Source organism: Paenibacillus sp. J31R98, assembly GCF_056269245.1.
Genome location: NZ_JBWDNO010000001.1, coordinates 26,614 through 51,977, shown reverse-complemented (window position 1 = coordinate 51,977; position 25,364 = coordinate 26,614). Strand labels below are relative to the sequence as shown.

The following is a 25,364-nucleotide window of genomic DNA, read 5'->3' as shown; positions in this document are numbered from 1 at the left end:
TAAAAAGACGCCATCCTAGAGATTCTAGAGATGGCGTCTTTCGTCTATCTTCTTCATTCTGGAAGCTATACTTTAAACTGCTTCACAACCTCGTTCAAACTCACCGACAAGGACGACAGCGTCTGCGAAGAACTCGCTGTCTCCTCGGCTGCCGCTGCAGCTTCCTCACTCACCGCGGCAATGGATTCGATCTCGCGCATCGCTTCCTGCGCCCCACTCACTTGCTTCTGACTCTCCGATGCGATCCCCTCGGATTGTCTAGCCACTTCACCGACCATCGCGATGATCCGCTCCAGCTCCTGCCCGGTCTGTCTGGACAGATCCGCTGTTTCGCGGACCGCGTTGACGCTCTCCTGTGTGCTGTTCTGCATGCCTGCAATGATGGACACAATTTGCTTCGTTGAATCGCCGCTGCGTTCCGCTAGCTTACGGACTTCATCCGCAACGACCGCGAACCCTCGTCCTTGCTCTCCTGCCCGTGCCGCTTCAATAGCCGCATTCAAGGCAAGCAAATTCGTCTGCTCCGAAATTTCATTGATGACTTGGATGATCATGCCAATCTGCTTGGAATCCATCTCCAGCTTCGCCATGCGACCCATCAGATTGTCCATGCTCTCGATCGTCATGCGCACGGCTTCGCCGCCTGCTTCCGCACCGCTGTTCGTCTTGACCGTCAGCTCCACTGCTTCTTCCGCCCGCATCGAAACTTGGCTGGCCGCATCCGTCAGCTTCTTCACAAGCTCGGTCGCAGTCTGCGCGGACTCTGCTTGCAGCATGCTGCCTCGCGCCACTTCCTCGGTTGTAACGGAAATCTCATTCGTCGAAGCCGTCAAGCTGTGCGACGTCTGGGCAATCGTTCGGATCATCTGATACACCTGCTGCACCATGCTTTGCACGCCTGACGCAATTTGGCCGATCTCATTCTGGGACTTCACATCGAATTGAACTGTCAAGTCGCCATTCTCAATTTGCTTCAGCTTTGCTAGCACGATTGGGATGCTTCTCAATATATAACGAAGTGCCCAGTAAGTGATCGCAACGAGAAAAATAAGGCTGATCGCAAAACCGCTAACCGTCAGGATCGTAAATTTGTTGATCCCGCTCATGACTTCCTTCTGCGTCACCGTCAATCCGACGGACCAGCCTGTTTCTTTGCTCGTCGCGTAACCGATATACCGTTTCACGCCGTTATCATCGATGAGCGCAAGACCGCTCTCGCCGGCAACCATTTTCTTCGCTACTTCGCCAAGCTCGCCTTTATTGTCCGTCAGCTTCTCCTTCAGTACTTTATCCTTCTCCGGATGGTACAAGAGATCGCCGGATTTCGATACCAGCATCGAATAGCCCGTTTCTCCGAGCGTGTAGCTCTGCATAATCGCAGGCATATCCTTCATGCCTAAATCAGCCGCTACGAAACCGATAAACTTGCCTTGATCATCATTTACTTTATGAAAAATACCGATATTGAGGTTGCCTGTCGACGAATCCACATACGGATCGGAATAGTATACGCCCTCCGCATCCAATGCCGGCTTATAGTACGGACGGACTTTAATATCGAAATCCGACTTGGAACCAACATTGTCATGCTCGTACCATAAGCCTTTGCCGCCATTGGCTGTATCGCTGGCAACCCAGGTATCTAATAGGTTCTTGTCGGTATCTTTGATGGCCGCGAGCGTCGCTAACGTCTCTGCCGCGTATGGGGAAGTCTTGATCTCCGCCGAAGTCTTGGTCGATTCGATATACTTTTGGAACAGCTTGTTGGTTGCCATCTGATTAACGAGTGTCCCTTTTTCCTTGAACAATGCGTCTATCTGCTGGACGATCGCTTGCGTCTTCGATAAGATGAGATCCTCTTGCTGCTGCACGATGAGCCGTTTCGAATACGAATACATAATGGAGCCGAGCACCGAGAATGTAATTAAGCTAATAATGGTAACAAGTAAAGCTAGTGTGTTCGCAATGCTGGACAATTTAAACCGATTCTTAAACATAGCTGACTCCTCTAAGTTGAATGTTTACTTGCGATCGTTATTAAGGCAATTAGCTCCTGCATTTGATGATCCAGCTCATTTAACAGCTGCTGAACGGAATCCATCTGTCCCGCTGGAATATGCCTAATGATCGACTCCGCTTGCTCGGCAAGCTCCGACACGCCGACGTTCAATGCCGCGCCTTTAAACGAATGCGCAACCATAATGGCACTCTCTTTGTTACCTGAAGCGAACTCATTCTGTATCTCTTCGCTCACGCTCTGGTGGTTGTTCACGAAGAGCTGCAGAATCGTATCGTACAGCTCTTCTTTGTTGCCAAGACGCCGGATTGCAGCCTGCATATCAAGCCGCTTATACTTACTTTTCTTTAACTCCGCCAATGACACGATTGCTCCTCTCTTCCACATCACAATTATGGATCTTTTTACACATGCAGTAAGATTAAGTATAATCCAATCTAGTTATTAAGAGGGATTTAAACTTTATTTCCTTGGTCGTTAGGAGAACTAACTGAACCGAAAGACTTACTTAATTAGTTCATCGGACTCACTAGGGCAATTTCTTTGCTCTTTCATCCGATAATGAACAATTTTCATACTCGAACCGAACCTTATTCCCTCCTGCCCCTGGAGGGTTTTTCGTTATGATAGGGACACTGATGAACTCTGCCAAAAGGGGAACGATTGCACATGAAACCGATACAACGATTCGAAGAGTGGCGGCTTAGCGTCACCTATGAAACTGGCGAAACGCCAACCTTTACTGCAGCAGGCTGGGAGCAAGGCGAGCACGGCCAGGATAAGCACGGCAGCTTCAAAAGATATCGGCTTCCGTTTCGAGATACGGAAGAGACGAGCGTTATTACACTTGAGCTGACTTGCTATGAGCAGTCGGTCATTGCACATATTTCCGTCTTGCTGAAGCAGGATATATTCGGCATTACACATGGACTTGCGCCAGATGCAGGCATTCGACTCTATGTCGGCGAGCCTCCAGGCGTTGACGGCGTACTGGCACATTACAACGGGTACAAGTGGTGGTGGACGAGGCCTTATTTTGCCGCGGCTACGGCGGGGTTGCCCGAGAAGACGCAATCGCTGATGTGGCGAACGGCAGGCGGAGCGAGCTTCACGCAATTGTTCCCGGCATGCACGAATGTGTTCAAGACGACACTTCACGGCAATGGCGAAGGGCTTGAATTCGTTGTATCCCCGCTGGTGCACGGCTTCCGCAGCGGACGAGAGCTACTGTTCGCGCTTCAAGAAGGAAGCAATCCGTATGAGGTTGTTCGAGGAGCGGCTGAACTGATGTTTATCGCGCGAGGCGAGCGAGCTCGGTTAAGAGAATCAAAGCGATATCCGGACGCGTTCAATTATTTGGGCTGGTGCACATGGGATGCGTTCTACCACGATGTCACGGAGCAGGGTATTGAAGCGAAAGCGATTGAACTGCGGGATAAACAGGTTCCTGTCAAATGGGTCATGATTGACGACGGCTGGTCGCAGGTTCGTGACAAAATGCTCGTCTCCCTGGAGGAGGACCGCGAGAAGTTCCCAGGCGGACTGGCAAGCACGGTACGGAAGCTAAAGGAGCAGTACGGCGTGGAGTGGGTCGGCGTCTGGCATGCGTTCACCGGCTATTGGCATGGGATTGATCCGGAGGGCGATATCGCGAAGCAGCTGCGCGATGTGCTGCAGTACGATCAAGCAGGCCGTCTGCTGCCGAGCACAGATGCGAAGCTTGGCTTCGGCTTCTGGAAGGCATGGCACAGCTGGCTCTCGGCGCAAGGCATTGACATGCTGAAGGTCGACAGCCAAAGCTCGCTGATCGAATTCGTGAGAGGCCAGCTGCCGCTTGGACAGGCTGCTGCCGGCTTACATGAGGCGCTTGAAGCTTCGGCGTCCTTGTATTTCGACGGACGTCTAATCAACTGCATGGGCATGGCTGGCGAAAATGTTTGGAATCGCACGAACTCCGCGATCTCCCGCAATAGCGACGACTTCTATCCGGCTAAGCCGGCATGGTTCCGCGAGCATGCCTTGCAGAACGCGTACAATTCGTTCTATCACAGCACGCTGTACTGGGGCGATTGGGATATTTGGTGGACGACGCACGAGGACAGCATCGACCAAGCGGTTCTGCGCGCGATCAGCGGCGGACCAGTCTATGTCAGCGACAAAGTCGGCGAGACTGATGCGGCTGCCCTTCTGCCGCTTGTGATGTCCGACGGACGCCTGCTGCGTGCCGATCAGCCTGGCGTGCCGACAGCGGATGTGCTGTTTGTGAATCCAGTGGAAACAGCGGTACCTCTGAAGATCTGGAGCCGCTCAGGCGAGACTGGATTGCTGGCTGCTTTCCACATCCATCAAGATGCTGATGCCGTTGAAGGAGAGTTCCGGCTTGCGGATATTCCGGGATTGAATGCTGCGGTGGCTTATGTCGTCTATGATTATTTTGCACGTTGCGCCTTCGTCATGTCGCGCAAGGCTGATGCACATCGTTTCACAGTGGATCGGCATAAGCCGAAGTTCTTCACCGCCGTGCCGGTGGTGAACGGCTTCGCTTGCTTCGGGTTGATTGATAAGTACGTATCAACGGCAGCAATCCAATCGGTCCACGCGAGCACAGGTCGTGCAGTTGTGACGCTGTACGAAGGCGGAACACTCGGCTTCGCGTCCGCTTCAGTTCCAGTGAGCGCGTATGTGAATGGGCAGCTGGTGGAAGCGAAGGAGGAGGTTGGCTTCTACAGCGTGTATTGTGGAGCTGCGGTAGGAACGGAAGTACTTGTTGAGATCGTGTTCTAATTGATAAAGAAATCCCCGCCTCACGTACGAAATTTGTGCGTGTTGGCGGGGATTTTCTCTTCAAGTTAAAGCTTATAAATACTTCTCGCCTATCTCTCGATTGCGAATCACTTTAGCAGGCGTTCCATACGCAACAACATACGAATCCAAATCAGTCAAGACAGTGGAGCCGGCGCCAATAACCGTATGTTCTCCAATAGATTTGGAATGAATGATGCTTCCACTTAAAGACAGTACGGAATAGCTTCCTATTGTCACATTGCCGCCTGTAGTGGCATTCGGAGCTATTGTTACAAAATCGCCAATCGAACAATCATGGTCAATTGCGGATTTCGTATTCAGAATACAATGTTCGCCAATGGTTGCATCGCTGTTAATAATAGCGCCAGCCATTATGACTGATCCATCACCAATTATTGCTCCTCTGGCAACTGATGCAGATGGATGAATAGCTGTAATAAACTTAAACTGATGATCAATTTCCAATATTCGAGCTACGACTTTGCTTCTCACCCAATTATCGCCTATCGCGACAATTCCCATGGCGTTTCCTGCATATTTGGCAATGTACTCTTCATTCCCGACAATTTCGTAACCATAAACAGAAGTTTGCGGTGGCTTAAAGCCATCTATTAATCCGATTATGTGAAAGCCTTCTGCTTTCTCAAGGATATCTATGACTACTTTAGCATGGCCGCCGGAACCGAAAATAAATACGTCTGTCAAGCCCAACTACCTCCCGTCCAAATTGGACTACTCCTAACATAGAATATCAAATACTCAACCTTCTGTCCTTCTCTAAGAGCTGCATTCTGGCTCAAAACAAAAAAACCGAAGCATCCCCTGCTTCGGTTTTGCTTCGGTTCTCCCCGGTTTCACCCCGGTCCATCCCTACTTCGTCACTTCCGCCATCCAATTCAACACGCGAGGCAGCTTCATATTCCAGTAGCCCCACTCGTGCTCGTGGTCTGGCTCTTCCTCGTACGTCAGCTCCACACCGAGTTCCTTCACATAGTTCAGGAAGCGAATGTTGTCCTCGTACAGGAAATCTCCCGTGCCGCAGCACTGATAGAGCGCAGGCAGCTTCGCGCCAGACTGCACCGCGCGTTCAGCGAGATAGAACAGGTCATCCTTGTGCTCTTTCGTGCTCGCAATATCGCCGAAGATATCCGCGAACTCATTGCCTTCGAACAAATGCGGCAGCGCGCGAACATCGAGCGCACCGGAGAAGCTTGCTGCAGCCGCGTAACGGTCAGGATGCGCAAGCGCAAGCTTAAAGGCGCCGTAGCCGCCCATCGACAACCCCGCCACGAACGTGTCTTCGCGCCGGTCCGAGATCGGGAACATCGCTTTCACGATCTTCGGCAGCTCCTCGCTGACATACGTCCAATACTTGCGCCCATGCTCCATGTCGGAGTAGAAGCTGCGATGCACATTCGGCATCACAACAGCCATGCGGCGGCTTGCCAATTGATACTCGATCGTCGTTTGGCGAAGCCATGTCGTATCATCATCGCTCAGGCCGTGCAGCATGTACAGCACCGGCAGCTTCTCCCCCGGCTGCACATCTTGCGGCATAATGACCGTCAGCGGCGACGTCATGCCAAGTACGCTTGAGAAGAAAGTCATGTGAATAACAGCCATTTCGAACGCTCCCCCATCGTTTGTAGTTCGTCCAACGAATCTAATTCTACTCCTTCACCGAACCAAGCGTAATCCCCGTAATAAAATAGCGCTGAAGCAGCGGATAGATAATCAGAATCGGCAGCATCGTCACTGCGATCTTCGCAGAGCTTAGCGTCTGATCAGACACGCTCGTAAGCTGGCTAACATTATCGGTCGTTATTTTGGTCGGGTCAATCGTCACGACGACTTGCTGCAAATACGTCTGCAGCGGAATCAAGTTGCTCTTCGTGACATAGATCATCGCACTGAAATACTCGTTCCATGTGCCGACAATGTTGAACAGCGTAATCGTCGCCAGAACAGGCAGCGACAGCGGCAAGTAAATTTGAATCAGCTTCCGCCACGCACCCGCTCCATCCATTCCCGCCGACTCATCAAGCTCACGAGGCAGGTTGCGGAAGAAGTTCATGACAAGGATTGCATTGTATACATTGATAAGACCTGGAAGAATAAGTACCCAGAAATTATTCATAAGGTTTAATGACTTAATTGTCAAGTAGGTCGGAACAAGTCCGCCGTTGAACATCATGACGAATACGAAAATCCACATGTACACGTTCCGTGACTTGAACTGTTTTGTCTCGCGGGACAGCGGGTACGCCATCATGACTGTTGCGATGACGCTAAACAACGTATAGATGAATGTCCGCTTGATCGTCACCCAGAACGATAGGAAGAACTGCTTGTCCGCAAACACTTTCTCATAAGAGCCCCAAGTGAGCCCCTTCGGCCAGAGGAATACTTGACCCGCCATAGCCAGCGAAGCCTTACTTAGCGACAGTGCAAGCGTATGAATGATCGGCGCGACCGAGAGCAGCGATATCAGAACCAGAATGATGAACAGCACCGCGTCGAAGGAACGCGAACCAAACGATTTATTTTGAACCATAGCTATCACCTCATTATTCAAGACCTAGAAAATCCGATAATTCGCAAACCTGTAAGCCATGCTGTAGGTAAATACAACCAAGATGAAGCTTACGACGGAGTTCAACAAACCGATTGCTGTTGCCATTGAATATTGAGCTGACATCAGACCGGAGCGGTAAACGTAAGTATCAATAATATCGCCGGTATCGTACACGAGCACGTTATACAGGTTGAAAATCTGATCGAACCCTGCATTCAGAACGCCATTCAAGCTAAGCGTCGCAAGCAGCGCAATCGTCATCGCAATACCCGGCAATGTAATATGCATAAGTTTTTGGAAACGTCCTGCCCCGTCTATTTCAGCCGCTTCGTAGAGTGAAGGGTTGATATTCGTCAAGGCTGCCAAATAGATAATGGTGGAGAAGCCGAATTCCTTCCACACGTTCGTCGAGATCACAATCGAGCGGAACCAATCGTTGCTGCCAAGGAACATTTGCGGCTCAAGACCGAACCAGTGATGAAGTACCCAGTTCACCGGACCTTCCAGCGAGAGTACATCTTTCAGAATACCTGCAACGACGACCCACGATAGAAAATGGGGCAAATAAACGACGGTCTGCACCGTGCGTTTGAACCAGCGCAGCCGAATCTCGTTCAGCATGAGCGCGAATACAACCGGGAAAATAATCATCGTAATGATCTTGCCGAACGAAATCAGAAGCGTGTTGCGCAGGATTGTCTTACTTTCAGGGTTATCCAGTACAAAGCGGAAATACTTAAAACCTGCCCATGGCATCTGCCATACGCCCATAATACCCTTAGTCGGCACAAAATCTTTAAACGCTAGCACAATACCCGTCATCGGATAGATTTGAAAAATCAGTACCAATACGAGAGCGGGCAACAGCATCAAATGAAAATGTGTCGATTCCTTCTGCAAAAGCTTTGCCATCTCTTTAGCTCCTCCTATCCGTGCTCTAAGAATGCAGAAGGCGTTAACCACAAGCGTTAACGCCCTCCATGTCCTGCAGTTGTTACACGGTTTATTGCTGTTTCGAGTAGGCGTCGTTGACTTCTTTCGTCATTTGCTCGCCGCCCATTTTGTTCCAGGTCGATACGAAGCTGTCGAAATCAGAGACCGGCTTCTTGCCCATGATGATCTCGAGGAACGTCTTCGTTTGCAAGTCGCTAAGCGTTGTGAAGCTTTGTTCCATTGTCGGTGTCGTGCCTGTGAACTCGTTGAACACGTTGTTCAGCTTGTTGCGGGATACAACGCCATTGCCTTCCATCCAAGCCAGGTAAGTCTTGTAGTTGTTCAGGTCTTTCTTCGGATTGTCTTTCTCCGATTTCACTTGATCGAAGATCGGCTTCTCCGCTACGTCGAGAATATCTTCTTTCGCTGTGCCAGCGAAGATCTCGTCGAACTTCTTAACGGTACGAGCAGTTGTATCCGGGAATACCGGCACGACTTGTGTATTAAGTCCCCACTGGTTACGAGTCGAATCACTTGCTTTGTAGATGCCAGTCGTCTCGAGTTCGAGCAACTCAGGAATCTTCTTCGATGAATTCGCCTTCATGATGTTCATGATTTTCACGGCAAGCTCTGGATGCTCATAGCCTTTCTTCACAACGATGAAGGAGTTGGAGTAGAACTCGTTGCCTACGTTAACGTGGTCACCAGTCATGATCGGGTAAGCTTTCCACTCTGCCTTCGGATTGTTGTCGATGCCGCCGCCGATTGGCCAGTATGGATTCCACCACATGCCCATCATGAGACCTGCACGATCGCTTGCAAGGAATTCAGCTGTTTTGTTACCGTCACGAAGCGCGAACTCGCTGTCGAGCGAACCGTCTTTGTACATTTGCGCCAGCTTGCCAAGCGCAGTCTTCATGGCAGGTTGAGTGGAACCGTATACCAGCTTGCCGGAATCGTCCTTCACCCACATGTTCGGGAAAGCGTTCTCTGCCCACATGAAGCCTGTGAATGTGAATGGCTCGCCGTTGAACAGCTGTGCGCCTTGCGCGGCAAGACCGATTTCGTCTTTCTTGCCGTTGCCGTTCGGATCTTGTTCCTTGAATGCTTTTGCCACTGCCATCAGCTCGTCCGTTGTTGTCGGAGCTTTCAGCTTCAGCTTGTCCAGCCAGTCTTGGCGAACCCATACCATGTTGACATTGTTCGTATCGTTCACGCTTGGCAGACCGTACAACTTGCCGTCGAACGAAGCGTTATCAAGTGCTTTGTTGTTCACGGACTGGTTCACTTCTTTAACCGCGTCGCTAGCGTATTGATCGTAAGCAGTTGTCAGATCTTCAATCATGCCTGCATCGTATAGACGCTTAAGCAATGTCTTCGCTGGAGTCTTGTCGATGTTCTCCAAAACGAAAATATCAGGGATATCGTTCGATGCAATCATCAGGTTGAATTTATTGGAATATGCCGGGCCGTTCGCTTCCCATAGCGGCGTCGACTTAATGTTGAGCGCCTTCTCCAGGTAAGACTTGTATTTATTGTTCTCGTAGGATTCGCCTTCAGGGAACTTCTTCGCTGCTTCCGGGTTATTGTTCACAATTGTTGTGAAGCTAACCGTTTCAGCGTAAGGGCCAAACGGATCCTGCTTCTCGGCTGGTGCCGCGCCATCAGTCGTCTGGTTCTGAGTCGCGCCATTATTTGTCCCAGCGTTTGCGCCATTGTTTGTGTTATCTGTCTTCGAGCAAGCGGATACAACAAGCATTAGTGCAACTGCCGAGATCAATGCTGTCTTTTTCATTGCTACCCCTTCTTTCGGCTCTTTGTCTATTTGGTACATGTCCATCATACCTCCGCCGATTGAACGATCGTGAGAGAATCCTAACCGCTGGGCGGGCGAAGATTGTTCCCTGTGAAAACGCTCTCTCGAGCGGCATCCGACATTTTTCTACCCTGCGACTTATATTTTTCGCACCATAATTGTGAAAATAGTTTCAAAAAAGCGCTGCATGAACAAGGGAGGCGCCTGAAGCTGCTGTTAGCACGCAAAACCGCCGGCGCATTCCCTTTTCTCTGAGCCACTCTAACCCACCGACCGCTGCTCGTTGCACCATCTAACGCAGGCTCGATTGCAGCTGCTTCTCGCGGTACTCTGACGGCACCATGCCCGTCTGCATGCGGAAGATTTTGCTGAAATACTTCTCGTCCTGGAAGCCTGTCTTCTCCGCGATCCAATAGATCGGCATGTCCGCATATTGCGTCAGCATCAGCTTCGCTTTCTCCAGTCGCGCTTCTTTCAGCGCTTCGTGGAACGACTTGCCGACAATCTCCTTGAACACCGTGCTGAAGTAGCTCTGGCTCAGATTCACCTTCGCAGACAGCTCGGTCCGGTTCGCGCTCTCGCCGGAATCGGCATGCAGCATCTCAAGCGCACGCATGATGGCGATGAACACATCGTTCGAGCATCCGCGACTGCGCGCATACTGCACCAGCCGAGTGCAGCACTGCTCGAACCAATGCTGCCACTGCGCAAGTGTGGCGAAGCCCGCCGCCTGCTCGCGCCAATCCGCCCACAGCTGATTCGTCTCAGACAACAGCTCCCATGCCGCCGCCATATCCTCGAACATCGCGACGACCCTCGCGCTGGGCAGTTCGAGCTCGCGCAAACGCTGCATCAGCTCGCTGAGCTCTTTCTTCTCGAACAGCCAGCGCAGCTTAAGCCAGTGGCTACGGAAATCCGCAGGAATTTCGGCAGCTCCCGCAGGGCGACCATCTGCCGCAGCAATGAGTTCGCCATGCGAAACGGTCCACGCTTCATCGCTGCCCATATGCAGCGTATAGAAATACCGGTCTCTTAGCGCCGGCACCCAATCGGAAGCTCTCGTCTTCTCATTCCACTCCGTCACGCGAATCAAGCAAAGCTCGCCAACATCGCCTGTTTCTCTAAGTTGCACAAGACGCTCATCAATATCCGCACTCGTCTTGTTTGCAAGCAGCCACAACGCTTCCTGCACCTGCACCGCGCCTTCAAGCAGCGCAGGCTCTACTTGCTGCCTGCTTCGCACTGGACGCATAATGACGAGCGCTTGACGAGGAGCGGCCTTCTCCGCCTCCTCTTCCGCCAACGCTCCTCCACGCTGCTCACTCTCCGATTCAATGCGCCCTTGAATCCGGCGCAGCATCTCCTCCAGCACATTGTCCGCAATATCGGTCTTCACGACGTAATCAATCGCGCCGAGCCTCACCGCATCCTGCAGGAAATGAAAGTCCTGATGACAGGTTAGCACGACCATGCGAATCGACGGATACCTCTCCTTCACCGTCTTCATCAGCTCGAATCCGTTCATGACCGGCATCGTGAGATCTGTCATCAGCAGATCGATCGGCATTTGCTCCATAATCTCAAGCGCGCTCTCGCCATTGTCTGCCTCCGCCACGATCTCGAAGCCGCAATCCTTCCACGGGACCGTATAGATTAATCCTTTGCGTACCAAATGCTCGTCATCCACGATCAACGTCCTAATCATCCCATACCTCCGTAATGACCGTCGGAAGCCGCAAAGTCATGACCGTGCCTACACCGATCTCGCTCTCCGCCTTCAGTCCGTATTGCTCCCCATAGTACATTTTCACAATATTGTTCACGAAGTTAAGGCCGATGCCAAGCCCGACCTTGCGCCGCTCGGCATTGTCCGATACGAGCAGCGACTGCACGATCTCCTGCGACATCCCTTCGCCATTATCTTTGACCGTAATGCAGAAGTAATTGTCCCGCTCCAGCGTCACCCGTACCTCGATCTTGCCATCCTTTTGCTTAAATCCATGGTAAAGCGCATTCTCCACGATGGGCTGCAGCAGAAATCTTGGCATCTGAATGGCGATTGCTCGCTCATCCACCTCGATGTCGACATGGAACTGATGATTGTAACGAATCTGCTGCAGCTCCACGTAGTCCTTCACCGTCTGAATTTCGTCGCCGACCGTAACGATTTTGCCTTCCTTGCCCATGTTGTAATTGAGTACCCGGGAGAAGATCATCAGCAGCCGCACGATCTCGTCCTGCCCGTTAATCTTGGCAAGCCACTGCGCCGTGTTGAGCGTGTTATGGATAAAATGCGGATTCATCTGATACATCAGCTTCTCGACTTCGAGATGCCTCTTGCGCGCTTCCTTCAGCTCAATCTCATGCATCAGCCCGCGAATGCGCTGCCGCATCTCGTAGAAATGCATAAGCAGCTCATCAAATTCCTTAATATGCAGCGATAGCGGCGGCTCATTAAACCGGTTCTCGCCAAGCAGCTTGAATTGCATGCGAATGCGCTGCAACGGGCGGTAGATCATGCCCCATATGATCCAGCCGATCAATAGCCCGATCAACAAGGAGATTACCCCGACGGCAGCAAACTTCAGCAGCCACGCATTTACTTCCTTGTGATACGCCGTCTTGTCGATGGCAACGGCAAGCTGAATGCCGTAGCTGCTCTTGGTCGTGAAGAAGACGTAGTCCTTGCCGCTCTTAACCTTCACGTTCCCGAAGTCTGAGCCCGATATGAACTGGCTCTCTCCATTGCTGTTGTAGATGATATGATCCTTCGCATCAAGCAGCAGATGCGTAACCGGCATGCCATAGGGCTCGTCATTGAACAAGCTCGTAATCGCCGTTAAATTCGTCTCGATATAGACATAGATCGGTCCGCTCGCCGAGCTGGCATCTTCGGATTCGGTTTCGCGCATAATCGAGAACACTGTGTTCTTGCTGTTCGTATATAAAGTCCGATGAGGGCCGTGAATCGTATAATTGCTGTTGTCCTGATTGATTTTAGTAAAAGTATCCACATCCAGCTGCGGATTGATGTACAAATTCTCAAACAAAAACTGCTTCGATCCCGGCAAGTAATAAGCGGTCAGACCAAGCAGCGGGTTGGTATAGTTAATGAGAGAGATGTAATTCTCGATTTCGGTGCCGAGCATCTTCTTATCGAGCGGATCGCTCGTAGCCAGATAAGACTTCAAGTCTTTGCCGACCTTCCCCTCGAAGGCGAGCTGGCGCGATGAGTAGTCCAGGTTGCTCAGCACGGATTCCATCCCCTTGCGCTCCTGCTCCAAGCTTTTGACGACACCCTTCTCCACCTTGTTCTGCAGCACATTATATATCCCGTAATACGAGATGACCCCGATCAGCGACAGCGGGATGAATACGGACAATGCCAGCATGGCGAACAACCGATGCTTCAGCTGATAGGGCAGGACGTGGATATTGCGTGCTTTGCGATAAGACTTCTTCACTTGAGCCCAACCTTTCCCGATTCGCGCGTATTAAAAAACTCCTTGCCCGCAAAGCGTCGGCTTTGTGGACAAGGAGATGAACGGACAATATAAGACCGCTTACATTACAACTTATACTGCTTAAGTGTAAGTGCTCCTGATGATGTCCTTATTCTACATCTATTGGAGGCGAGAGAACAACCTGTCACACCAATGACACCCAGAATAGCCCGGCTAACGAATCCTACACACCTTATTAAAGCCAATTTCGCACTCAAAAAAGTGTAACGAACTCCAGTAGAGTTATTCACACTTTTGGGAGCCGGATGAGGCTGATCATATAAGAATAGCGAAGGCTTGTGGAGTTCGTTAGCCCTCCGGAAGGAAGCATTCGCGAGTGAAAGGAGTGTAATCAAAGAAAAGAGCCCGAGAGGAAAGTCCCAATGACCTCGCTCTCGGACACTATGCGATAGCGGCTCAGGAATGATACCTGTTCCGCTACATTCTTACTATCGTTGCACCACTTTCTCAAACTCCGACATAAAGAACCCCGGAGCAGCCTCCACCTCTCTCTGCTCCACTAAGCCGAGCTTCGTATACAGCCGTTTCGCCGGATAGTTGGCAGCACCTGTCGAAACGATGAACCTGTCGACGCGTTGCTCGAACGTATCCAGTACATGGCGCACAAGCCGCTCGCCAATTCCTTGGCGGAAGAAGTCGGGATGCACGACAAGCCGATGGATGTCGATGCAGCCGTTCTCTTCCTTGAACGATATCGCTCCCGCCAGAGCATCGCCCTGCCAGCAGCCGAAGAATTGTTCCCCGCATGCTTGCAGCGTTTCCACGGTATCATGCAGGCCGGGAATATCATGAAACCCGATCAGCCGCGCTTCGACGCTATAAGAGAGAAGCTGCACATTGAGCAGCTCTCTCACTTGAGAATCATTGTTCAGATCAATAGCCCTTATCATACGGCGCTTACCGGGCCTTCTTCTTGCTTATCCTCGGTTGAAGTCGTCTTCAGCACTTCTTTCTTCAGTCCCCATGTGATGAAGAACGCCAATACAACCAGGATGAATGCAATCCAGTACAGATGAGTGAAGGCACTTGCAAAGACATCCTTCACTTGATCAACGAGCGATGGATCGGTCCCCTTCGGAATCGTACCCGTTGCCATGCCTACAATTGCTGCAGCCTCATCCGGCACTTTAGCAGCCAGCTTCGTGAGTCCTGATGTAATATGCGCTGCCAGCACCGAACCGAATACGCTGAAGCCGATCGTCATCCCGATGGATTGGAACAGCGTAATCGACGATTGAGCGATACCGCTATGCTCTTTCTCAACCGACTCTTGAACGATAAGCTGGTTGCTGAACATCGTTCCGAAGCCAAGGCCAAGAATAGTAAAGTACAGTACGAACGTAATGATTGGCGTGTGCGCATTCGTTGTCGTCAGCAGGTAGAACGCGATGATCGGCAAGATAAACGACACGATGTAGATATTGCGGTACGGCACCTTCGTCATGAAACGACCCGCGATGACGCTCGCGCCGATTGCGCCAATCATGAGTGGAAGCGATAAGTAGCCCGCAACGATAGGTGACAAGCCAAGCACGTTCTGCGCGAAGAACGGGAATGATGCGAATGCACCCATCAGGCCAAGGATGAATACAAACATGAGCGCCGAAAGCACGACAAAGTTGCGATTCTTAAACAAATGCAGCGGCAGAATCGGTTCCTTCGCTTTCGACTCCACGAACGTGAAGATGACAAGCAGCACGACGCCGAGCGCCATCAAAGCAAGGATAACGGGATCCGTCCAAGCGTAGCCTTCTGTCTGATGCAGCACCGGTGTAAGCAGCAAGCTGATAAGTGCGGCAACGAGCAGGATTGCGCCAGCCCAGTCGACGCTGACTTTTCGGTCGACTTTCGTTTCCTGCAAGCCAATCGATAGAATAATCGCGGCAAGGATACCGACAGGAATATTCACAAGGAAGATCCAGTGCCACGAGATGTGCTCGACGAAGAATCCGCCAATCAACGGGCCAAGCAGCTGCGGAATAAACATAACCGCGCCGAATAACCCTTGTATCTTCGCCCTTTGTTCAACCGGGAACGTATCGCCGAAGATCACCATCGCAAGCGGCATCAATCCGCCCGCACCGATTCCTTGAATGCCCCGTCCAACCAGCAGGACTTCCATTGACGGAGCAAATCCGCTAATAATGGAACCGCCAATGAACAGAGCCATGCTGATCAAATAAATCTTCTTCCTTCCATACAGATCGGCCAGCTTGCCAAGCACCGCCATGAAAGACGTCATCGCAAGCATATAGACGCCGCCGACCCATCCATACAGCGCAAGTCCGCCCAAATCACGGAGAATCGTCGGCATTGCAGTGGATACTACAGTCTCATCCAGCTCTGAGAAAACAACGCCGATCATAAGTCCAACCAAGATTAATGTTTTGTTGTTCTGTTTCAATGATGCAGCCTCCTTTGCTCATCACATAATATCGGGGAAATATGAACGGAATATTAACCCATTATGGAAAATAAATATAGATTTCCATTTTACCTCTTGGTACGAGCGAACAGCAAATAGGAATATACAGTTGGAATGAGCGAAGCAATGACGATACTCCCTACGAAGCTAATCATGGCCGCCTGTCCCTCCACAAAAGCACAGACGAGTGCAATTAAGCCTCCTAGCATCATGAACGGTCCGCCTATACGATGGGTTCTGCGCCAATTCTCTTCACTTGCCAGCGTCCATGGCGTACGGATTCCGAACGTGTAGTTGGGCTTCACTTGGGTCAAATAGTTCCCCATCACCATGAACAATGCGCCAATGGCGATCATAATCAGACGACGAATGTCGATCGTATGTCCGAGATTATATAGAAGCGCCGCCCAGCCCGCAACAGCCAGCACAACCGTAATGCCAAGCCTCTGGACTTCGAACGCGGTACTAAACTTCGCATAATTCTCTCGCTTCGGATCAACCGCTCGCACGACCCGCATGAATAACGGAACAAGCCCTAACAGAAGCAGTACCAGCACGAACATGCCTTTGCTCATCGTGCCATTCACTTCATTGTTCACTGAAAAATGTGACGCAACCGTCTGCGGCAGCTTATGATATGTAATTAATGCACCGGCTGCCGGCGAGATGCCGATCAACGTATACAGGATATCTTTCCAAGCTTTCATCGTTCAATCCCTCTTTTCTTCTTTGTTCATGATCCCGAACATCCATCCGATCACATCTTCCACAACCGTCGTATGCAGCGAATAGATGATGGACTGGCCCTGACGCTCGTCAAGGACAAGCCCTGCCTGCTTGAGCAGATTCAAATGATGGGAGATGCTTGGCTTGCTAATATGGAAGTGATTTGCAATCTCGCCTGCAGTCATGTTCTTGTCCCGTAAAATTTGAAGGATATGCCTTCGCGTCGGGTCCGCTAATGCTTTAAAGGCTTCATTCAAGTTTCTCGCCCTCCCTTATTTAGACATTTGGCTAAATATATAATTAAACAGTAGTCCTTTGCAACCGTTTCGTCAAGAAACACGGCAATAACAAAGAGCCGAAGCACCCTCATTAAGGGCGCCTCGGCTCTTCACAGACCAATTAAGTTCTTGAATACAGCTTAGGGAAGTAAGCGTCGTTATTGAATGGCATACCTGGCTCAGGGCGAGCGCCGAGGAAGCGCAGATTATCGTGGCGCTGTCTGCTCTCGCGGTAGTACGTGTGGCCCGGCATCAGATGCGCAACGACGGAGAGACGCGGATCATTCGTCAGGTTCGGACCCGAACCGTGGAAAGTGAGTGCGTGATGGAAGCTTGCTTGACCCGCTTTCAGGATGCACGGCTCCTCTACCCAGTCTCTTGTTGCGAATTTCGCTTTGAGCTTGCTCATGTCCTGCTCGAAGAATGTATCGCTGCCTTCAACGGCTCCCCACTTATGGGAACCGAGAATCGTCATCATGCCGCCATTGTTCAAATCGGTATCCTGCAGCGCGATCCAGACCGTCACCATGTTCGGCGTGCTGCTGCAGCGCCAGTAGCCATAGTCTTGATGCCAGCCGACATTGCCTGCATTGGTCTCTTGGCCATTCGTACCCGGCTTGTAGATAACTTGGTCATGCCAGAGACGAATCTCATCTTCATTCAGAAGGTCAGCAGCCATGTGACCGAGATTAGGGGCGGTTACAACATCGCGCACCTCATCGTTAATCCACCAGCCGTTATCGAATTTACGAATCGCCAGCGGATTATCGGACGGATGCAAGTGGTGCATCGGAAGTCCGAAGCCGTCATATTTTCTGTTCCATACTCGCTCATGAGCGTGACGCAGACGCTCGATTGTATCATCATCGATCAGCTTCGGGCTGATCCAATAGCCTGTTTCATTGAACTGCTTCTTATCTTCATCGGTCACTTGATACGAAATAACTGCCATAATATCGTGGACACCTCTCCCGAAAAAAATCTTATGGATTAACTGCTTCCATCTCATTGTAGTGCACCTCTGCAAGCGTTGACTTCCGAATACCTATCAAATAGGATTAGAAACATAAAGAGACGAATAGACACGAATGGAGCTGTCCGTCATGGCCAAAAGCAAGACTCATGCTGATCGATGGGAATATAACTGGAATTCCGAAGGGAAAGAGCCTTACCTCAATCTACCTGAGCTAGTCATGCTCGGGTATGACCGCTTCCATGAAGCCTCTCCTCTCTCTGACCATAACCATGAGCGGTGCTATGAGTTCGTCTTCGTCGAGAAAGGCAAAGTAACCTGGGAAGTCGATGAGGATCTCTACCCTTCCTACACCGGACAATGCTTTCATACCCGCCCCGGCGAATGGCATCGGGCGCGGCTGAACTATATCGAGCCCTGCAGCATCTGGTGGGCGATTATCGTCGATCCCGCCGAGCAGCCGGGCTGGCTGTCGTTTGACGACGAGGAGCGACGGCAGCTTGCTGAAAGTCTGCGCCAGCTGCCGCGCATCGTGACCGTCGACAGCCGCATGCGGGACCAGTTCGATGCGCTGCGCAGCTTGCTATCGGATGAGAAGCCCGCTCCGCTCTTCCGCGTGCGCCATCATCTCGCCGATATAATGCTGCAGCTGCTGTATCCCCAAGCGGAACGCCAGATCCATAGCGAGCTGCGCGAGGCGATGCTCGCGTTAACTCGCCGCATCGAAGCGGAGCCCGAGCGCCGCTGGGCGAACAAGGAGCTCGCTGATATAGCCGGCGTCAGCGAATCGCATTTCTACCGGCTCTTCCATGCGCTGCACGGCCAATCGCCAGCGAACTACATTGACCGGCTGCGCATGAATCGCGCATGCGAGCTGCTTCGCGAGCCGAGATCGAATGTGACGGACGTTGCGATGGATCTCGGCTACAAGACGAGCCAGCATTTTGCCACCGTGTTCAAGAAATATATCGGGGTATCTCCATCGCAGTGGAAGAAAACGACTTAAGCAAGAGTTGCCCATATCAGGTATAATAGATTGCACATTGTTTAAATTTTTAACTTTTTACCAATGCAATGCAATTCTATTCTACCCGACAACAGGAGAACTTAAGCTATGCGATTCTTCAGCCATTATCCGAAAGAAATTAAAGTGTTCCTGCTCGCGAGCCTCATTAATGCGATCGGCAGCGCGCTGATGTGGCCTCTCGTGACGATGTTCGTCTTCGACCAGCTCGGCAGAAGCATGTCCGATGCGGGGCTTGTCATTCTGGTACAATCGCTCGGCGGCATCGCCGGACAGCTGCTTGGCGGCTCGCTCTACCATAAGGTCGGCGTGAAACGCCTCATTATCGGCGCGCTGGCGCTGAATGCTGTCTGCTTGCTCTTGCTGCCGATGTTGAGCGAATCCTGGCCGATCTTCATCGCTGCCATGGGTCTGATCGGACTGTTCAATTCATCGTCGATGCCAGCGATCCAAGCGTTCATCGGCTTCCGGTTCGCAGACCGGCGCGGAGAACTGTTTAACGTCATCTACGTCGCCAACAACATCGGCGTGGCGGTCGGTACGGCGCTTAGCGGATTTCTCGCGGACTTCTCGTACTCGCTCAGCTTTACGCTGAACGGTGTCTCCTCCGGCCTATTCGCGTTCTTCTTCATGATCTATCTGCAGCGAGTGGGCACAACCAGCTCATCGGCAGGAGGCGTCAAGCTGAAGAAGCTGTCGCCCGAGAATGCGAGCGCCTGGTCGCTGCTGCTCGACGTCCGTCTCTATCTGTTCATGGCGCTCGGCGGAATGCTGATCAACCTCGGCAACAGCATCTGGAATACGGGCGTCTCTCCCTTCATTATTAGCGAAGGGCTGCCGAAGCAGATGTTCGGCTACCTATGGACGCTGAACGGCATCATGATCTTCGTCGCCCAGCCGGTCACGAACTTCATCAAGCGGCTCGCGGCTCGTACGATTACGGCTCAGCTGACAGCGAGCAGCTTGTTCTACTTGAGCGGCTATGTTGCGATCCTCTACATGCACAGCTTCACAGGCATGATCGTCGGCATGGTGCTCACGACGCTGGGCGAGATGCTAATCGCCCCGGCGATTCCAGCCTTCCTGAGCGAACGAGGCGGCAAGCATGCCCCGTTCTATCTCGGTCTTGCCGGCGGCATTGGCTCCGCCGGACGTGTCATTGGCCCGTATCTGATGGGCCACCTGTACGACATCGGACAGCTGACGCCAGTCGCATGGCTCGCCGTCATTACCGCGGCGATATCTGTGATTTCCTTCAGCGTCCACGCATTCTTGAACCATCCATCGCGACTCGCGCAGCAGCGATCGGCTACCGCCAAGGAAGCGGCAGCTGGCGTGGAATCTCACTAACCGCTAACCCCAAAAAAGCAGCAGTCACGCGTACGGTGCTGAACCGTACGAGGGCTGCTGCTTTATTTTGTATGACATGACTGCTGTTATGCCCCGCATGATCCCCGGACAATTAGCTGCGTCGGAAGCAGAATCGAGTTCCCTTCCTTCTGCGCACTGAAGATAAGCTGTGTCGCAATCGCTCCCAGTTCATATTGGGAATGACCAACCGTCGTAAGAGGAGGATTAATATAAGGCCCAAGAATAATATTATCAAAGCCGACAACTGCAATGTCCTCAGGAACGCGGACTCCGCCTTCGGCAAGGGCACGAATGGCGCCGATTGCCATCTCATCGTTCGCCGCGAAGATCGCATCCGGCAGCTGACTGCCAGCCATCATCACCTTGATCGCTTGATAGCCGCCGACTTCCACACAGCGCCCGAACAAGCTGATCCGGCTTGGTACTTCCAAGCCATGCTCTTGAAGCGCTCGCTTATAGCCGTTATAACGCAGGGAATTATCGAAGGACGTGACAGGTCCACTTAGAAACTCAATTCTGCGGCGACCGAGCTTAATGAGATGGGAGACCGCGTCGTAAGCGCCTTGCTCATACGTAATTAGCACGTTATGTACATAGTCGCCCTTGAGCTCTCTGTCGAGCACGACAATTGGGAACGAGTCCGAGGCCGATTGAAGAATAAGGCTGTCGCTAATTTGCGAGCCCATAATAATTGCCCCATCGACGAACTGCTCCTTAATAAACCGATGAGCCGAGCTGTTCTCGCCTCCGAATGTGCTGCACACGACCAAATTGAATCCATGCGACGTAACGACCTCTTGAATCCCCTCAATAACTTGGCTGTAGAACGGTCCGCCCAGATCGTATAAGAACAGTCCGATCGTGTCGGTCTTGCGTTTCTTTAAATTCCGAGCAGCTACGCTTGGTCTGAAATTAAGCTCCTGCGCGGCTTGAATGACTTTACGGCGCGTCTCTTCACTAATCTTCGGCGAGTTATTCATGGCGTAGGAGACTGTCGATACAGCAACTCCCGCCCTCTTCGCGACATCCTTGATCGTTGTACGCATTCTACGTAACTCCACCTTTGATGTCATATGGGACTAACGACTTACGAATATTAAATTCATTCTAGTATATCCAATAAAGAGTGACAACGGATTTCCATCCAGCTACCGAATTAGATTCGATTATTATCGCCTCTCCAGCTCTTAATGGCACGTTTGATCGCATCAGGAGACAGCTGCTCTGCCGCCGCTCTCTCACTCAGAGAGGCATACTCCGCGTCGGAAGCGAAACGCAGCGCGAGAGTTTGGTTCAGGCTCAGCCGCGAATCGAGGAGCTTCCCTGTCAGTACGTAATGGCGCAAATTTTCTTCCGCTCGTATCGCGCGATCCTGTGCCTTAAGCGGATAAGAGCGAATGATCAAGAAGATAAAGAGCGAAATCAACGCAAGCAGGACAAACATTACAGACGGCAGTAGCGGCGCATCGTCATTAATTGTACGGACCAGTTCCCAGATCGCACAGATTAGAAACGCTGCGTTCAATAGTGTGAGCACAAAATGAAACGGCGGGTGAAACCTGCGATGGTTTTGATAATTCTGAACTTGTTTACTCATTATTTCCCCTCCATATGAAATCTTCTCAGACAAGAAAGCGACTCGCTTCGTACAGCGGTCGCTTCCTGCCATGTGCCTATTCTACTTATTGTTTCAACAATCAGAATTGAATTTCCTTCTCCACTTTGCGGCGCTTGCCTGTCAGTTCATAAATAACAGGTACGACAATGAGCGTAAGCAGTGTGGATGTAGTCAGACCGCCGATTACGGTAATCGCAAGTCCGCCAGAGATTAAGCTTGTCGACGATTCCGAGAAAGCAAGCGGCAGCAACGCTAGAATGGTTGCGCAAGCCGTCATTAGAATCGGTCTTAGACGTGTTTTGGACGCTTCCACCAATGCTTCGTGCACCGGCATACCGTCCTTGCGGTTCTTCTCGACACGGTCCAGAAGAACGACCGCGTTCGTAACGACGATACCTACGAGCATCAACATACCGATCATCGAGCTCATGGACAGTGCGTTGCCTGTAATGAGAAGCGCACCGAGGGAACCAACCGGTACGAAGAGCAGCGACGACAGGATGATGACCGGAGTCAGCAAGCCGCCGAATGTCATGCTCATGACCAAGAATACGAGTCCGATCGCTGCAACCATCGCAATACCGATGCTTTGGAAGCCGCTGTTGATCATTTCTTGACCGCCGCCGATCTTCACTTCCACGTTGCTTGGCAGCGACAGACTGTCAATATCGGTTGTGATCGTCTTCGTTACTGCTGAAGTCTTGCTTGCATCCTTCACGTTACCTTTTACTTGGGCATACATCTTCAAGTCTTCGTGGTTGATAGCAACAGGTGCTTTCGCTTCTGTAATATCCACGATATCCTTCAGCTGCTTCATGCCGCCCATCGTTGGGATAACAATACTCTCCAGCTGTTCTTTATTCGTAATTTGCTGCAAGTACGACATCGTAATGTCACGTGCTTTGTTATCCAGCGTGAAGGTGCCGACATCGACCGGGCGAAGCTGTTCATTTACTGCCGCCATAACCTGCATGGACGACACGTTCAGCGCCTTGCCCTCTTTATTCAGCGTCATCTCCCATTTCGGAGTAACATCCTTCAAGTTGTTCGAGATATCTTTCATGTCGCTGTTTGCTTTCATTAAGTTCTCGACTTGAACCGCCGCTTTGGACAGTGCCGCCAGATCATCGGAGTACAAGCTTACATCAACGCCATTGCCTGAAGGCGGGCCAGCTTGTTGACCTTCGGTGACATTCACGACCGCTTCCGGTGATTCTTTCTTCAAGATCGCCTGAAGATCCTTGGTAACATTGTCAATCATGTTGTCCATGACTGTACCTTCCTTGAATTGAACCATGAAATTAGCTTTATTCGACGTATTGCCGATCTTCACGAACGGATTGTCTGCGCCGCCGATGCTTGCTGTGTAATTATCGACGCCTTTCAAATCCTTCAAATAGCTTTCGACTTTCTCACTGGTTTTGTTCGTCTGATCAAGCGTACTCTGTGATGGCAAAGTCATATCGACGGCAATTGAAGGCACGCTGCCTGCGTCCAGGAACGTTACGCCAAGCAGCGGAATCGTACCGAACGATGAGAGCAGAATGACAACTGAGAGCGTAAGCACCAAGCCTTTGCGACGAAGAGCTCCGCGAATGACTTTCTCATACCAGTTAATGAAACGACCGCCTTCTTTATGCGGTTTGATACGGTTGAAGAACTTCGCGCCCAAGACCGGAATCAGCATCATCGCTACGAGGAGCGATGTAACGATGGAGATAACGACCGATATGGCGAATGGGCGGAAAAACTCACCGATAATGCCCGTAACGAATGCGAGCGGCAAGAATACAACAACAGTTGCAATCGTCGAGGAGCCTACAGCGCCGATAACTTCCTTCGTCGCTTTATAAGCAAGCTCCTTGCCGTTCATCTCCTGACCCTTTTCTTGGCGCCATCTGAAGATATTCTCAATTACGACGATACTGTCATCGACGATACGGCCGATCGAAACAGCGATACCGCCAAGCGTCATGATGTTAAGGGTGTAGCCCATCTGATTCATAAGCGCGATCGTTGCGAATACCGAGATCGGCAGTGAAATGATGGAGATTAATGTCGCCCGTATATTACGCAAAAACAGGAATATAATGATGACACAAAAGAGCGAGCCGTAAAGTCCTTCGTGAATAAGCGAGGACACCGATTTCTTAATCTCCGCGCCTTGGTCCTGGATCAAGTGAATATCAAGGTTCGCTTTGGTTTTGTAAGTTTCGAGCACGTCTTTAACGTCATCCGATACATCGGCTGTATTCGCATCCTGTGTCTTCGCGACCTGGATAACGAAGCTTTCTTGACCGTCAAAGCGCGTAATCTCATCTTGCTTCGAGATTGTCGTTACGTTCGCGATGTCCGACAGCTTCACTTTCGCCGCTGTAGCCGCACCGCCGCCAGAAGCAGCTTGTCCTGCACCAGCTCCTGCACCGCCACCGAACGCTCCACCGGCTCCACCGCCAGCTGTCAGCTCAAGATCTTTGATCTGCTGCAGGTTCGACAGCTTGCCGACCAGTCGAATCGGAATCGACGTGTCGTCCTCGGTCACAGAGCCGAGTGGCATTGCAAAGTCGAGCTGTTGAATCGCTTGTTGAATCGTGCTGAGCGAAATGCCTAGCTTGCTTGCTTTCTCTTTATCCACTTCAATGCGCAGCTCTTGTGAGATCGCGCCTTTCAGTGTCACTGAGCTTACGCCAACGATCTTCTCAAGCTTCGGTACGACCCCAGTCTCAAGCTCTTTCTGAAGAGCTTCAGGATCGTTCTTTGACGAGAATACAGCAGCCTCATAGATTGGAGCTGCGCCGAAGGATAGACGCTGAACATTCAGCTTCACTTTATCGGACGTGTTAACCTTTGCGATTGCGGTCTCGACGTCCTTAACTTTATCCTCCATATTCGTGCCAAACGGATATTGCAAAATAATGCTCGCCGAATTCTCGGAAGTTGTACTTGTCAGCGAGTCATAGCCTTTAAGCCCTTGCAGGCTTTCCTCGACTGGCTTCGTAATCTCGGTTTCAAGCTCCTCCGTAGAAGATCCTGGACTGACAGCAGAAATGACAATTGCCGGGAAATCAACGTCCGGGAACGTCTGCTGCTGAATTTTGGTTGCCGAATAGAAGCCAAGTCCTAGAACGAGCAAACACAAGATAATGACTGCTACACTATTTTTTAAACTAAAACGACTAAGCCACGCCATGGTGTTATGTCTCTCCTCTAATATTTTTTATACTGGCAACTATACCGTACAATTTTGAACTCAATATGTACTGGCAGTTACAAAATTTT

The 25,364-nt window shown here is 51.2% G+C and carries 20 protein-coding genes; 3 read left to right on the top strand and 17 right to left on the bottom strand.

Annotated features, from left to right (window positions below):
- Positions 1–65: 65 nt before the first annotated feature.
- Both AC0YNX_RS00190 and AC0YNX_RS00185 read right to left on the bottom strand, forming a co-directional pair.
- A complete protein-coding gene (locus AC0YNX_RS00190) occupies positions 66–1,997 on the bottom strand; it encodes a methyl-accepting chemotaxis protein (protein ID WP_475813644.1) in 1,932 nt (643 codons plus the stop codon).
- Positions 1,998–2,008: 11 nt separating this feature from the next.
- Complete coding sequence (locus AC0YNX_RS00185; protein WP_475813643.1) at positions 2,009–2,377, bottom strand: Hpt domain-containing protein; 369 nt, start codon at positions 2,375–2,377, stop codon at positions 2,009–2,011.
- Positions 2,378–2,686: 309 nt separating this feature from the next.
- Here AC0YNX_RS00185 and AC0YNX_RS00180 point away from each other — a divergent pair, with 309 nt between their 5' ends.
- Positions 2,687–4,801 carry a Sip1-related alpha-galactosidase gene (locus AC0YNX_RS00180; RefSeq protein ID WP_475813642.1) on the top strand — a complete coding sequence of 705 codons (2,115 nt, stop codon included), beginning with the start codon at positions 2,687–2,689 and terminating at the stop codon, positions 4,799–4,801.
- 72 nt (positions 4,802–4,873) lie between these two features.
- Here AC0YNX_RS00180 and AC0YNX_RS00175 read toward each other — a convergent pair whose 3' ends face one another.
- From AC0YNX_RS00175 to AC0YNX_RS00120, 12 genes are all read right to left on the bottom strand, one after another.
- A complete protein-coding gene (locus tag AC0YNX_RS00175; RefSeq protein ID WP_475813641.1) occupies positions 4,874–5,527 on the bottom strand; it encodes an acetyltransferase in 654 nt (217 codons plus the stop codon).
- Positions 5,528–5,692: 165 nt separating this feature from the next.
- Positions 5,693–6,445 carry an alpha/beta hydrolase gene (locus tag AC0YNX_RS00170; RefSeq protein WP_475813640.1) on the bottom strand — a complete coding sequence of 251 codons (753 nt, stop codon included), beginning with the start codon at positions 6,443–6,445 and terminating at the stop codon, positions 5,693–5,695.
- A gap of 46 nt (positions 6,446–6,491) precedes the next feature.
- The gene (locus tag AC0YNX_RS00165; RefSeq protein WP_475813639.1) at positions 6,492–7,376 is read right to left on the bottom strand and encodes a carbohydrate ABC transporter permease; all 885 of its coding nucleotides are present in this window, start codon (positions 7,374–7,376) and stop codon (positions 6,492–6,494) included.
- A 24-nt stretch (positions 7,377–7,400) separates the two neighbouring features.
- Positions 7,401–8,309 carry an ABC transporter permease gene (locus tag AC0YNX_RS00160; RefSeq protein WP_475813638.1) on the bottom strand — a complete coding sequence of 303 codons (909 nt, stop codon included), beginning with the start codon at positions 8,307–8,309 and terminating at the stop codon, positions 7,401–7,403.
- A 91-nt stretch (positions 8,310–8,400) separates the two neighbouring features.
- Entirely contained in the window at positions 8,401–10,125 is a 1,725-nt protein-coding gene (locus tag AC0YNX_RS00155) for an extracellular solute-binding protein (RefSeq protein WP_475813637.1), read from the bottom strand.
- Positions 10,126–10,438: 313 nt separating this feature from the next.
- Positions 10,439–11,851: a response regulator gene (locus AC0YNX_RS00150; protein ID WP_475813636.1), complete on the bottom strand. Its 1,413-nt coding sequence runs from the start codon at positions 11,849–11,851 to the stop codon at positions 10,439–10,441.
- Positions 11,844–13,610: a sensor histidine kinase gene (locus AC0YNX_RS00145; protein ID WP_475813635.1), complete on the bottom strand. Its 1,767-nt coding sequence runs from the start codon at positions 13,608–13,610 to the stop codon at positions 11,844–11,846. The genes AC0YNX_RS00150 and AC0YNX_RS00145 overlap by 8 nt, the downstream gene beginning before the upstream one ends.
- A 488-nt stretch (positions 13,611–14,098) precedes the next feature.
- Complete coding sequence (locus tag AC0YNX_RS00140) at positions 14,099–14,560, bottom strand: GNAT family N-acetyltransferase (protein WP_475813634.1); 462 nt, start codon at positions 14,558–14,560, stop codon at positions 14,099–14,101.
- Positions 14,557–16,074, bottom strand: coding sequence for an MDR family MFS transporter (locus AC0YNX_RS00135; protein WP_475813633.1), 1,518 nt, complete (start codon positions 16,072–16,074; stop codon positions 14,557–14,559). The genes AC0YNX_RS00140 and AC0YNX_RS00135 overlap by 4 nt, the downstream gene beginning before the upstream one ends.
- Positions 16,075–16,163: 89 nt before the next feature.
- Positions 16,164–16,802 carry an SdpI family protein gene (locus tag AC0YNX_RS00130; protein WP_475813632.1) on the bottom strand — a complete coding sequence of 213 codons (639 nt, stop codon included), beginning with the start codon at positions 16,800–16,802 and terminating at the stop codon, positions 16,164–16,166.
- Positions 16,803–16,805: 3 nt separating this feature from the next.
- Positions 16,806–17,078, bottom strand: a complete 273-nt coding sequence (locus AC0YNX_RS00125; RefSeq protein WP_475813631.1) for an autorepressor SdpR family transcription factor — start codon at positions 17,076–17,078, stop codon at positions 16,806–16,808.
- Between the two features lie 142 nt (positions 17,079–17,220).
- The gene (locus AC0YNX_RS00120; RefSeq protein ID WP_475813630.1) at positions 17,221–18,051 is read right to left on the bottom strand and encodes a phytanoyl-CoA dioxygenase family protein; all 831 of its coding nucleotides are present in this window, start codon (positions 18,049–18,051) and stop codon (positions 17,221–17,223) included.
- 151 nt (positions 18,052–18,202) lie between these two features.
- On the opposite strand from AC0YNX_RS00120, the gene AC0YNX_RS00115 reads away from it, so the two are divergent.
- Together AC0YNX_RS00115 and AC0YNX_RS00110 are read left to right on the top strand one after the other, a co-directional pair.
- Complete coding sequence (locus tag AC0YNX_RS00115; RefSeq protein WP_475813629.1) at positions 18,203–19,078, top strand: helix-turn-helix domain-containing protein; 876 nt, start codon at positions 18,203–18,205, stop codon at positions 19,076–19,078.
- A 108-nt stretch (positions 19,079–19,186) separates the two neighbouring features.
- Entirely contained in the window at positions 19,187–20,446 is a 1,260-nt protein-coding gene (locus tag AC0YNX_RS00110) for an MFS transporter (protein ID WP_475813628.1), read from the top strand.
- 86 nt (positions 20,447–20,532) lie between these two features.
- Here AC0YNX_RS00110 and AC0YNX_RS00105 read toward each other — a convergent pair whose 3' ends face one another.
- The 3 genes from AC0YNX_RS00105 to AC0YNX_RS00095 all read right to left on the bottom strand — a co-directional run bounded on the left by AC0YNX_RS00105 (position 20,533) and on the right by AC0YNX_RS00095 (position 25,275).
- On the bottom strand, positions 20,533–21,513 hold the full coding sequence (locus tag AC0YNX_RS00105; RefSeq protein WP_475813627.1) for a LacI family DNA-binding transcriptional regulator: 981 nt from the start codon (positions 21,511–21,513) through the stop codon (positions 20,533–20,535).
- A gap of 110 nt (positions 21,514–21,623) precedes the next feature.
- Positions 21,624–22,064, bottom strand: coding sequence for a DUF6526 family protein (locus tag AC0YNX_RS00100; RefSeq protein ID WP_475813626.1), 441 nt, complete (start codon positions 22,062–22,064; stop codon positions 21,624–21,626).
- Positions 22,065–22,164: 100 nt separating this feature from the next.
- On the bottom strand, positions 22,165–25,275 hold the full coding sequence (locus AC0YNX_RS00095) for an efflux RND transporter permease subunit (RefSeq protein ID WP_475813625.1): 3,111 nt from the start codon (positions 25,273–25,275) through the stop codon (positions 22,165–22,167).
- Between the last annotated feature and the right edge of the window lie 89 nt (positions 25,276–25,364).